7 protein-coding genes are annotated in these 12153 nt (G+C 41.9%); 5 read left to right on the top strand and 2 right to left on the bottom strand.

Going from position 1 to position 12153, the window contains the following annotated elements:
- Window positions 1-56: 56 nt before the first annotated feature.
- Both BQ2679_RS00710 and BQ2679_RS00705 read right to left on the bottom strand, forming a co-directional pair.
- Window positions 57-1502: an APC family permease gene (locus tag BQ2679_RS00710; protein WP_075565133.1), complete on the bottom strand. Its 1446-nt coding sequence runs from the start codon at window positions 1500-1502 to the stop codon at window positions 57-59.
- A gap of 427 nt (window positions 1503-1929) precedes the next feature.
- The gene (locus tag BQ2679_RS00705; protein ID WP_075565131.1) at window positions 1930-4014 is read right to left on the bottom strand and encodes a GH92 family glycosyl hydrolase; all 2085 of its coding nucleotides are present in this window, start codon (window positions 4012-4014) and stop codon (window positions 1930-1932) included.
- A 169-nt stretch (window positions 4015-4183) separates the two neighbouring features.
- Here BQ2679_RS00705 and BQ2679_RS00700 point away from each other — a divergent pair, with 169 nt between their 5' ends.
- The 5 genes from BQ2679_RS00700 to BQ2679_RS00680 all read left to right on the top strand — a co-directional run bounded on the left by BQ2679_RS00700 (window position 4184) and on the right by BQ2679_RS00680 (window position 12149).
- Entirely contained in the window at window positions 4184-5464 is a 1281-nt protein-coding gene (locus tag BQ2679_RS00700; protein WP_075565129.1) for a glycoside hydrolase family 125 protein, read from the top strand.
- A gap of 74 nt (window positions 5465-5538) precedes the next feature.
- Entirely contained in the window at window positions 5539-8184 is a 2646-nt protein-coding gene (locus BQ2679_RS00695) for an alpha-mannosidase (RefSeq protein WP_075565127.1), read from the top strand.
- A gap of 84 nt (window positions 8185-8268) precedes the next feature.
- On the top strand, window positions 8269-9138 hold the full coding sequence (locus BQ2679_RS00690; RefSeq protein ID WP_075565125.1) for an ROK family protein: 870 nt from the start codon (window positions 8269-8271) through the stop codon (window positions 9136-9138).
- The gene (locus BQ2679_RS00685; RefSeq protein ID WP_075565123.1) at window positions 9132-11012 is read left to right on the top strand and encodes a beta-N-acetylhexosaminidase; all 1881 of its coding nucleotides are present in this window, start codon (window positions 9132-9134) and stop codon (window positions 11010-11012) included. The genes BQ2679_RS00690 and BQ2679_RS00685 overlap by 7 nt, the downstream gene beginning before the upstream one ends.
- Before the next feature lie 207 nt (window positions 11013-11219).
- The gene (locus BQ2679_RS00680; RefSeq protein WP_075565121.1) at window positions 11220-12149 is read left to right on the top strand and encodes an ABC transporter permease; all 930 of its coding nucleotides are present in this window, start codon (window positions 11220-11222) and stop codon (window positions 12147-12149) included.
- The last annotated feature ends 4 nt before the right edge of the window (window positions 12150-12153 follow it).

Below are 12153 nucleotides of genomic sequence, written 5' to 3'. Positions count from 1 at the left end.
GATTTTTCTTTTAGGAAAAGACAAAAGTGATGCTATCTAGCTAATAGTAGGATTTATTAGATTTGTTTCTTTTGTTCTTTTTTTGCAAGGATTGGTAGAATAACACCTAAACCAATCAGAATAATTGGGGTCAAGATGTTTGTGAGAAGAGAGAATTGCCAAGCAGTTGGATTCTCAGCATAGCTAATTTTTGGAACCATACCTAGGATACAAGCAAAGGCAGTGAAGAGGAAGCACCAAGTACCGATCACAAAGCCAAGTTTAGGATTGTTAACAAACTTGTATTCGGCATTTTTGTATGTTTTCCAAGCGCGATTGAGCATCATATAGGCAAGGAATACCCAGAGATAACGCATCGGCATTACGATTGAATTGAGGTTGGTCATCCATTTTACAAGTCCGTCAATTTCTTGGATACCAAAAATTGGAAGGATGATGATAAGGCTAACGAGGACGCCTGTAAGGAGGTAGCCGTTAATGAGGACACCTTTTTCAGTACGTTTACGAAGCCAGCTTGGGATGTAGTTTTCGTCAGCGTTATTGAGAAGGATTTGTAATGGTGCATCAATAGAGAAGGCAAGAGCAGCTATTTGTCCGACCATGTTTGTAAGAGCGTAGACTACGACAAAGAGGTTTCCAACTCCCCAAGAATTTCCTAACATTTGGAAGGCTTGATAAGCACCATTACGCATGAGGTCTTCAGGGATGTTATTGCCATCAAATAGCATTCCCATGGCAACTGACCCGAGGATAGCAGAGAGACCTACCATGATGGCCATGACAATCATACCTTTTGGAAATTCTTTTGCAGGATTGCGAGTTTGATTCACATAAGGGGAAATTTTTTCACAACCACCAACTGCAAAGACCAGTAGTGAGATGGTTGTAAAATAAGAAAAATCAAAGTTTGGAATGTAGGTGCTCAGTTGATCCATGTGTGGTGTCGCAAACTGGACGTCTGGTTTGATGACAGGCAGACCGATAGCTAAAAGCACAAAGAGTAAAGACATGATCAACATGGCACTTCCTGCCAAGCTACCGATGACTTTCAGAGTTGTCAATCCTTTTGTAGAAAGGTAGAGGAAAAGTCCAAAGATTAGTAAACAGAGAATAACAATCCAGTGGAAGTCAATTTGTTTTAGAAATTGTCCATTACCCTGCAAGGCCCATCCAAGCGGAATAAGGATTCCTTGAGGCTTTTGTGCGAGGTAAGGAATGTGAACAACCCAGTAGGTCCAAGCAGCGAAGTAGGCTAGACGTTTGGTTGATGTTTTTTCAACCCATTCACTAACACCGCTTCCGCTTTCCTTGAAGGTAGAACCTAGTTGTCCGACGATGAGTGAATATGGGATAAAGTAGAGTGCGAGGATTAAAACCCAAGATACGACTACTGAAATACCCTGTTGAGAATAGTTGTTGACGACGTTTCCTAGCCCCCAAACCATGTTGAAAGCAATCAGAGAAACCATAAGCCAATTAAGTTGGTGTTGATCTTTTTTCATAATGTCTCCTTTTCTGATAATTTTAGTATATCATGATTTTTTGAAAGCGCCTACCAAAATTTAAAATTTACTATAAAAATTGTAAAAATCCGCTAACAGATAGGCACTAGGGTTGCTTAGTTGAGAAAAACTTATCCACAACTTGTGGATAAGTCAAGGTATCAACAACAACTGTCTCTTTATAATTTTAATAGAAAAAAGAAAGACGAAATTTATAGAATAGGAAACAAATCAATCTTTTATAAACCTTGTTAGGACAAGGTTTATAGGCTTTATTCTCTTGTACATCCTATGAACTTGGATTGGAAAGATATTTTGGAAAAACTTGAAAATCTTTTCCGAAGAAAGGTTGAAGGTTATTCACAACTTGTGGATAACTTTATATGGATAAGAAAACCCCTTTGCGTCTGACAAAGGGGTTAGGTTATTAATGCTTTGGCAACCAGCTAAGGGTAAAGTCAAGATTCTTAGCATTGAGCAATTCCTGATGGCTGATGCTTTGTTTTTCTTTTCCGTCCAGTTGACAGTCTTGGACAAAGTGGAAGTGTTCATAATTTTGTTGAGTACGAACATCCAACCACTGATTTTTTTCTGCCAGATAGACACGAAGGTGGTCAAAGAGTGGAATTCCAAGGTCATAACTTGCTTTTCCTGGGCAAATTGGGTAAAGTCCAAGAGCAGACCAGACATACCAAGCCGAAAGACTACCATTATCCTCATCGCCCGGATAAGCATCCCAGCTAGCTTGGAAGGCTTTTTGACGGAGAGTCTTGATTAAGAGACTAGTATATTGGGGATAATTACTGTAGCGGAAGAGATAAGGGATGTGGAAGCTTGGTTGGTTGGAAATGGCTAGTTGACCAAATGGCGCTGTTGCCATCTCGCTCATCTCATGAATTTCATATCCATAGCCCGTCGTTTCAAAAAGTGGGAGACTTTGACAAGCTTTCAAAAGATAGTTGCTAAAGGCTTCTTTACCACCCATTAGTTGGCTAAGTCCAGAAATATCGTGTAAGACACCTAGACTGGCTTGAATAGCTGAACACTCAGCGTAGTCACGACCCCAACTATAGGGAGAAAAGTCAGGACGGAAGTTGCCATCTACATCACGCGCCCTCATGTAACCCGTCTCAGAGTCAAATAGATTCTGATAGTTTTTAGAATATTGAGCATAGGTTTGGGCTAGCTCTTCTTGACCTAATTTTGTTGCACAAGTAGAGATGCAAAAGTCACTGTAAGCATAGTCTAGTGTGTGACTAACACTTTCGTGGTGGTCTGTGGATAAATAGCCCAGTTCTTGGTATTGAGAAAGGCCATGGCGCCCGTTGATGGCTTTTGGATCTGCCTTTGTCGCAGTTTCAATCATGGCTTTGAGAAATTCTTCTTCAAGTTCAGGTGCCATGTCTTTGCAAGCACTATCTGCTAGTACGCCATCAATCAAAGTACCAGGCATCATTCCTCTTTCGTCAGGAGCCAGCCACTTTGGGAGATACCCGGTATCTCGATAGCTATTGAGGAAGCCTTCAAGAAACTGACGATAGTGTTCTGGAATAATCAAGGCAAAGAGTGGGAATGAAGTGCGGAAGGTATCCCAAAAACCATTGTTGGTATAGAGTAGACCAGGCTTGATCGTTCCTGAAGCAAAGTCTATATGAATATTCTCGCCTTGCTCATTTACCTCATAGAAGGTTTGTGGGAAAAGAAAGAGTCTGTATAGACAATGATCAAAAAATGTTCGGTCTACAGGGCCGGTTTCCACGACATCAAAACGGCCTAGAAGGTCTTCCCAACTTGCTTTAGCCTCTGATTTCGTTTCTTCAAAGTCTTTTCTAGGTAGATTAAAGAGGGCCTGTTCTTTAGAAATAAAAGAAGTAGCTAGTTGAACTAGAGCTTCTGCTCCAGCCAAGTCGATTCGCCAGTTTTGCCCTACTTGATTGATAGATAGAATATCCGTAGAGAATGCGAGAGCAGTAAACATGACGAGGGGACTTTTGTTGGTTTCGGTTAATCCGCTTTGACCAAGGCTGACAGTACGCTCATCTACTTGCTCTAATGATAAATCATCAACTGCATGCAGATAGAGTGAGAGCTTCTTGCCTTGTATCTGTCTTAGTTGAATAGAAGCCCCATAGCAAGTAGGTGTGAGTTGGGTTTCAATCTGATAACGCTCAGAAAAAATTCTGAGATAATGGGGATTGAAAATAGCACGATCAAGGTTATAGGAAGACTGAAGATGGAAGAGGGTGTCACCTCTGATTTCTCCTGTAACAGGAGTCAGTAGTAACCAAGAATAATCACCAATCCAAGGGCTAGGCTGATGGGTTAGTCGAATACCCTGAAAGATAGGAAGATGGGGATCAAAAAACCAAGACCCTTCCTGGTCACTCGTTTGTGGAACAAAGTAATTCATCCCAAAAGGCACTCCAGCGTAAGGTAGGGTATTTCCCCGAGAAAAGGCATGCTTGCTCGCGGTGCCAAAGCGGGTATCAATGGTTTCAAGTATAGGTTTCATAGAATATCCTTTAGTTGTTTTCTACATTATATCAGAAAATTTAGCCTTTAGAAAAGGAGTTTCAAATATAACAATTTTGTAGAAAAATGACTATCATTTGTGTATATATTTTCTGGGCTAAAAGCTATATACTGAAAATGAATCTTGTTTGAAAGAGGTAAAATACATTATGGTATATTCAAAAGAAATTGTCAGAGAGTGGCTAGATGAGGTAGCGGAGCGCGCCAAGGAACATCCTGAATGGGTTGATGTCTTTGAACGTTGCTATACAGACACTTTAGACAATACAGTTGAAATCTTAGAAGATGGATCGACCTTTGTACTGACTGGGGATATCCCAGCTATGTGGCTTCGGGACTCGACTGCTCAGCTTAGACCATACCTTCATGTGGCAAAAAGAGACCCTCGTTTACGTCAGACCATTTCAGGTTTGGTCAAACGCCAGATGACTTTGATTCTCAAGGATCCCTATGCTAATTCTTTTAATATTGAGGAAAACTGGAAGGGTCACCACGAAACAGACCATACAGATCTCAATGGCTGGATTTGGGAACGCAAGTATGAAGTAGATTCGCTTTGTTATCCATTGCAGTTGGCTTACCTTCTTTGGAAAGAAACTGGCGAGACTAGTCAGTTTGATGAGACTTTTGTTACAGCGACCAAGGAGATTCTCCATCTCTGGACGGTGGAACAAGACCACAAGAACTCACCATATCGCTTTGTTCGTGATACCGATCGTAAGGAAGATACGCTGGTTAATGATGGTTTTGGACCTGATTTTGCGGTGACAGGCATGACCTGGTCGGCCTTCCGTCCAAGTGATGACTGCTGTCAGTACAGCTACTTGATCCCGTCAAATATGTTTGCAGTCGTTGTCTTAGGTTATGTCCAAGAAATCTTTGCAGAATTGAATCTAGCTGATAGCGAGAGCATTATTGCTGATGCCAAACGTCTCCAAGCTGAGATTCAAGAAGGGATCGAAAATTATGCCTACACCACCAACAGTAAGGGTGAAAAGATTTACGCCTTTGAAGTAGATGGTCTAGGAAATGCTAGCATCATGGATGACCCTAACGTACCAAGTTTGTTAGCTGCTCCCTATCTTGGTTACTGCGATGTGAACGATGAAGTCTATCAAGCAACTCGTCGCACCATTCTGAGCCTGGAAAATCCTTACTTCTACCAAGGAGAATACGCTAGCGGTCTCGGAAGTTCTCATACCTTCTATCGTTATATCTGGCCGATTGCCCTATCAATTCAAGGCTTAACAGCTACAGATAAAGCTGAGAAAAAATACTTGCTAGATCAGCTTGTTGCATGTGATGGCGGAACAGGTGTTATGCACGAAAGCTTCCACGTTGACGATCCAACTCTCTACTCTCGTGAATGGTTCTCTTGGGCCAATATGATGTTCTGTGAGTTGGTCTTGGACTACTTGGATATTCGCTAATGAGCCTTATCTCGATAGATTCTTACATAGAATCACAAATATTTTTAAATTTAAGTTAGAATGAGGTTTTACTCATGGAAAATGTTGTTGTACATATCATCTCTCACAGTCACTGGGATCGTGAGTGGTATCTACCTTTTGAAAGTCACCGCATGCAATTGGTGGAACTTTTTGATGATCTTTTTGATCTTTTCGAAAATGATCCTGAATTCAAAAGTTTCCACTTGGATGGCCAAACCATTGTCCTCGATGACTATTTAGAAATTCGCCCTGAAAACCGTGACAAGGTGCAGCGTTATATCGACGAAGGCAAATTGAAGATTGGGCCTTTCTATATCTTGCAGGATGATTACTTGATTTCCAGTGAAGCTAACGTCCGCAATACCTTGATTGGACAAGCGGAATGTGCTAAATGGGGCAAATCTACTCAGATCGGTTACTTTCCAGACACCTTTGGAAATATGGGGCAGGCTCCTCAAATCCTTCAAAAATCAGGTATTCACGTCGCAGCCTTTGGTCGCGGTGTCAAGCCAATCGGATTTGACAATCAAGTCCTCGAAGATGAACAGTTCACCTCTCAATTTTCTGAAATGTACTGGCAGGGGGCTGATGGTAGCCGTGTGCTTGGTATTCTCTTTGCTAACTGGTACAGTAATGGGAATGAAATTCCAGTGGATAAAGATGAAGCTTTGGCTTTCTGGAAACAAAAATTGGCAGATGTTCGTGATTATGCATCGACCAACCAATGGTTGATGATGAACGGCTGTGACCACCAACCTGTTCAGAGAAATATTACTGAAGCGATTCGTGTGGCAAACGAACTCTTCCCAGACGTGACCTTTATTCATAGCTCCTTTGACGAATATGTCCAAGCAGTGGAAAGTGCACTTCCTGAACACCTATCAACGGTCACAGGTGAGTTGACCAGCCAAGAAACAGATGGTTGGTACACTCTTGCCAACACATCTTCATCCCGTATTTACCTCAAACAAGCCTTTCAAGAAAATAGCAACTTGTTAGAGCAGGTCGTGGAACCTTTGACCATTATCACTGGTGGACACAACCACAAGGATCAATTGACCTATGCTTGGAAAGTACTTCTGCAAAATGCACCGCACGATAGTATCTGTGGCTGTAGTATTGACGAAGTTCACCGTGAAATGGAAGTTCGTTTTGCCAAGGTCAACCAAGTCGGAAACTTTGTCAAGAACAACCTTCTTGATGAATGGAAGGGGAAATTGGCAACTCAAAATGCTGAGAGCGACTACCTCTTTACTGTCATTAACACGAGTCTGCATGACAAGGTAGATACTGTTAGCACGGTACTCGACGTCGTTACTTGTGAGTTCAAAGAATTACACCCAACTGAAGGCTACAAAAAGATGGCAGCCTTGACCTTGCCAACCTACCATGTAAAAGATTTGGATGGCCGTGTGGTCGAAGCTAAAATCGAAGACTTGGGAGCAAACTTTGAGTATGACCTTCCAAAAGACAAATTCCGTCAACCTCGTATCGCTCGTCAAGTGCGCGTGACACTTCCGGTTCACCTAGCAGCTCTTTCTTGGGCAAGCTTCCAGTTGGTTGAAGGCGAGGGAGAAGGCCACGATGGTATCTACCAAAATGGAGTCATTGATACACCATTCGTAACAGTGAGTGTAGATGAAGGAATCACAGTCTATGACAAGACTACAAACGAAGCCTACGAAGATTTCATCCAATTCGAGGACCGTGGAGATATTGGTAACGAGTACATTTACTTCCAACCAAAAGGAACTGATCCAATCTATGCTCAATTGAAAGGATGCGATGTCCTAGAAAACAATGCTCGCTATGCTAAGGTATTGCTCAAACATGACTTGACTATTCCAGTTAGCGCAGATGAAAAATTGGATGCAGAACAAAGAGGTATCATCGAGTTCATGAAACGAGATGCAGGTCGTTCAGAAGAGTTGACAACCATTCCTCTTGAAACTGAGATGACTGTCTTTGTGGACAATCCACAGATTCGCTTCAAGACTCGATTTACTAATACAGCCAAAGACCACCGCATTCGTCTCTTGGTAAAAACTCATAACACTCGTCCAAGCAATGATTCTGAAAGCATTTATGAAGTTGTGACAAGACCAAATAAACCGGCAGCTTCTTGGGAAAATCCAGAGAATCCACAACACCAACAAGCCTTTGTCAGCCTTTATGATGATGAAAAGGCTGTAACTGTAGCAAATAAAGGATTGCACGAATACGAAATCCTTGGAGATGATACGATTGCAGTGACGATTCTTCGTGCTTCAGGTGAGCTAGGTGACTGGGGCTACTTCCCAACACCAGAAGCTCAGTGCTTGCGTGATGTCGAAGTAGAATTTGCTGTGGAATGTCACCAGGCAGGCGAACGCTTCTCTGCTTTCCGTCGTGCTAAATCCTTCCAAGTGCCTTTTACAGCTCTTCAAGTTGCAAGACAAGAGGGTAGTGTTGCAGCTACTGGTAGTCTTTTCAACCATCCAGTGCTTAGCTTACCACAAGTCTGCCCAACAGCCTTTAAGGTAGCTGAAAATGGAGAAGGTTATGTACTTCGTTACTACAATATGAGTCAAGAAAATGTGCGCATATCTGAAAAACAACAAACCATTCTTGATTTGCTGGAACGTCCATATCCAGTCCATTCAGGACTATTGGCACCACAGGAAATTCGTACAGAATTCATTCAAAAAGAAGAAATTTAATTTCAAAAAGTAAACATAAACAGAAAGGAGGAGCGAAAAAGTAAGAACCAACTGCTGATTCGCTCCTTTTTGCAGGTAAAAGCAATGACCATTGCAACGATTGATATCGGAGGGACTGGTATTAAGTTTGCTAGTCTAACTCCTGATGGAAAGATTTTAGATAAGACCAGCACCCCAACTCCAGAAACTCTAGAAGATTTATTGGCTTGGTTGGACCAACGCTTGTCAGAACAGAACTATCGTGGGATTGCTATGAGTGTTCCAGGAGCGGTCAATCAAGAAACAGGAGTGATCGAGGGGATTAGTGCCATTCCTTACATTCATGGATTTTCATGGTACCAGGCCCTTGCTCATCACCAGCTACCTGTCCATCTAGAAAATGATGCCAACTGTGTTGGACTTAGTGAACTGCTAGCTCATCCTGAGATTGAAAATGCAGCCTGTGTCGTTATTGGTACAGGGATTGGTGGAGCCATGATTATCAATGGCAAAATTCACCGTGGTCGCCATGGCTTGGGTGGAGAGTTTGGTTACATGACAACTATCGAACCAGCAGAAAAACTCAATAACTGGTCACAACTAGCTTCTACAGGAAACATGGTTCGTTATGTGATTGAAAAATCAGGTCAGTCAGACTGGGATGGCCGTAAGGTTTATCAAGAGGCTGCAGCAGGCAATGCCCTTTGTCAAGAAGCCATTGAGCGCATGAATCGTAACCTAGCCCAAGGGCTTCTCAATATCCAGTATCTAATCGACCCAGATGTGATCAGCCTAGGTGGTTCCATCAGCCAGAACTCAGATTTTATCAAAGGTGTGCAAAAAGCAGTAGATGCTTTTGTCGAAAATTATGAAGAATATACAATTGCGCCAGTGATCCAAGCTTGCACCTATCAGGCAGATGCCAATCTCTACGGTGCCCTTGTCAACTGGTTACAGGAGGAAAACCAATGGTAAATTTTACCGGAATTAGCAGTAAACAACAGCAAGCTATAGACTTACTTCAAAAGCACATTTCTCTACCAGATGTAGAAGTGGCAGTCGCTCAGTCTGACCAAGCTTCTATCTCTATCAAGGGTGAGGGCGGAGAATATCAATTGACTTATCGCAAACCTCACCAACTCTATCGCGCCTTGTCTGTTCTCGCAACAGCTTTAGAAGAAGGTGACAAGGTGGAGATTGAGGAGCAAGCGGCTTATGAAGATTTAGCCTACATGGCGGATTGTTCCCGTAATGCGGTTCTAAATATTGCATCTGCCAAGCAGATGATTGAAGTCTTAGCTCTGATGGGCTACTCAACCTTTGAGCTTTATATAGAAGACACCTATCAGATTGAAGGGCAACCTTATTTTGGTTATTTCCGTGGGGCTTATTCAGCTGAAGAATTACAGGAAATCGAAGCCTATGCCCAGCAGTTTGACATGACTTTTGTTCCTTGTATTCAGACCTTGGCTCACTTATCAGCCTTTGTCAAATGGGGTGTCAAAGAAGTCCAGCAACTTCGTGATGTAGAGGACATTCTCCTCATCGGCGAAGAAAAAGTTTACGACCTAATCGACGGCATGTTTGCTACTTTGTCTAAACTACAAACACGCAAGGTCAATATCGGTATGGACGAAGCCCACTTGGTTGGTTTAGGACGCTATCTCATCTTAAATGGTGTTGTGGACCGTAGCCTCCTCATGTGCCAACATTTGGAGCGCGTGCTGGATATTGCAGACAAGTATGGTTTCCACTGCCAGATGTGGAGCGATATGTTCTTCAAACTCATGTCAGCAGATGGCCAGTACGATCGTGATGTTGAAATTCCAGAAGAAACTCGTATTTACTTAGATCGTCTAAAAGACCGTGTGACCTTGGTTTACTGGGATTATTATCAGGATAGCGAAGAAAAATACAACCGTAACTTTGGTAATCACCACAAGATTAGCCAGGATATTGCCTTTGCAGGTGGTGCTTGGAAGTGGATTGGTTTCACACCACACAACCATTTCAGTCGTCTAGTAGCTATTGAGGCAAATAAAGCCTGCCGTGTCAATAAGATTAAAGAGGTTATTGTGACTGGTTGGGGAGATAACGGTGGCGAAACAGCTCAGTTCTCTATTCTACCTAGTTTGCAAATCTGGGCTGAACTCAGTTATAGAGATGATTTAGAGCGTTTGTCTGCTCATTTCAAGACCAATACAGGTCTATCAGTTGAGGACTTTATGCAGCTTGATCTTGCAAACCTCTTACCAAATCTACCAGGAAATCTAAGTGGTATCAATCCTAACCGCTATGTATTTTATCAGGATGTTCTTTGCCCAATTCTTGACAAGCACATGACACCTGAACAGGACAAACCACACTTTGCCCAAGCAGCTGAGATTCTGTCTGACATTAAAGAAAGAGCAGGCATCTACACTTATCTCTTTGAGACCCAGGCTCAGTTGAATGCTATTTTAAGTGGCAAGGTTGATGTGGGACGACGCATTCGTCAAGCCTATCAAACAGGTGATAAAGAGAGCTTGCAACAAATTGCTAGGGAAGAATTATCAAAACTTAGAAGCGAGATTGAACACTTCCATGCTCTCTTTAGTCACCAATGGCTGAAAGAAAACAAGGTCTTTGGCTTGGATACCGTGGATATCCGCATAGGTGGACTCTTACAACGGATCAAGCGAGCAGAAAATCGTATTGAAAACTACCTAGCAGGTGACATTTCTCGTATTGATGAACTAGAAGTAGACATCTTGCCATTTAATGATTTCTATGCAGATAAGAACTTCGCAGCCACAACGGCTAATCAGTGGCACACTATTGCGACCGCTTCGACAATCTATACAACATAAAGATTAGAACACCCTGTATGAATCAGAATGTTTCTCGTGAAACATACTTTTATAAACAATATTTCTCCACAAAAAATAATTTGTGGAGTTTTTTCTATAATTAGTAGTTTAAACTATCATAAAAATAGGAGTATACTATTGATGTAAACGTTATCATGTCTAAAATGGAGAATTTTGACGTTTTAGAAAATAAAAAGGGAGGAAATTATGAATAAGTTTTCAAAGACCTTAAGAGATAACTGGATTTTTTTCTTAATGGTTCTGCCAGGAACGCTTTGGTTGATTCTATTCTTCTATATCCCTGTATTTGGAAATGTGGTCGCCTTTAAAGATTACCGAATGACGGGAGAAGGATTTATCCACAGTATTATAAATAGTAAATGGGTTGGACTAGACAACTTTAAGTTCTTATTTAGTTCAAAAGATGCCTTTGTCATCACCCGTAATACTGTTCTTTACAACCTTGGATTCATCTTTATCGGTTTGATTGTGTCGGTTGGAATTGCCATTATCCTCAGTGAGCTTCGCTCTAAGCAAATGGTTAAAATATTCCAGACTTCTATGCTATTCCCTTACTTCCTATCATGGGTTATCATCAGTTTCTTTACAGATGCTTTCCTTAACATCGATAAAGGGGTTATCAACCGATTCTTGCAAACTATCGGTATGAAGGGAATTAACTTCTACGCTGACTTAGGCATCTGGCCATATCTCCTACTTTTCCTAGGTATCTGGAAAGGTTTTGGGTATAGTAGTGTTATGTACTATGCGACGATTATGGGGATTGACCCAACCTATTATGAGGCAGCAACAGTGGATGGGGCAAGTAAATGGCAACGGATTCGTAACGTAACCATTCCTCAGTTGACACCACTTGTGACAGTATTGACTATTCTTGCAGTCGGAAATATCTTCCGTGCAGACTTCGGTCTCTTCTATCAAATCCCTCACAACGCTGGTCAGCTCTATAGTGTAACAAATGTATTGGACGTCTATGTCTTTAACGGATTGACTCAGACAGCAGATATCGGTATGGCTTCAGCAGCCGGTCTCTACCAGTCAGTCGTCGGTTTGATTCTCGTTATCCTATCAAACTTACTTGCAAGACGTGTTGATCCTAACTCGGCACTATTCTAGAAAG

Origin of the sequence: Streptococcus timonensis (genome assembly GCF_900095845.1) — a bacterium.
Classification (GTDB): Bacteria; Bacillota; Bacilli; order Lactobacillales; family Streptococcaceae; genus Streptococcus; species Streptococcus timonensis.
This window is presented reverse-complemented; position numbering and strand designations above follow the sequence as displayed.

Bases quoted from the DNA above. Each gene is read 5' to 3' on its own strand.
- BQ2679_RS00685 (WP_075565123.1), top strand. From the start codon at position 9,132: ATGGTAAATTTTACCGGAATTAGCAGTAAACAACAGCAAGCTATAGAC.
- BQ2679_RS00705 (WP_075565131.1), bottom strand. From the start codon at position 4,014: ATGAAACCTATACTTGAAACCATTGATACCCGCTTTGGCACCGCGAGC.
- BQ2679_RS00710 (WP_075565133.1), bottom strand. From the start codon at position 1,502: ATGAAAAAAGATCAACACCAACTTAATTGGCTTATGGTTTCTCTGATT.
- BQ2679_RS00680 (WP_075565121.1), top strand. From the start codon at position 11,220: ATGAATAAGTTTTCAAAGACCTTAAGAGATAACTGGATTTTTTTCTTA.
- BQ2679_RS00700 (WP_075565129.1), top strand. From the start codon at position 4,184: ATGGTATATTCAAAAGAAATTGTCAGAGAGTGGCTAGATGAGGTAGCG.
- BQ2679_RS00690 (WP_075565125.1), top strand. From the start codon at position 8,269: ATGACCATTGCAACGATTGATATCGGAGGGACTGGTATTAAGTTTGCT.
- BQ2679_RS00695 (WP_075565127.1), top strand. From the start codon at position 5,539: ATGGAAAATGTTGTTGTACATATCATCTCTCACAGTCACTGGGATCGT.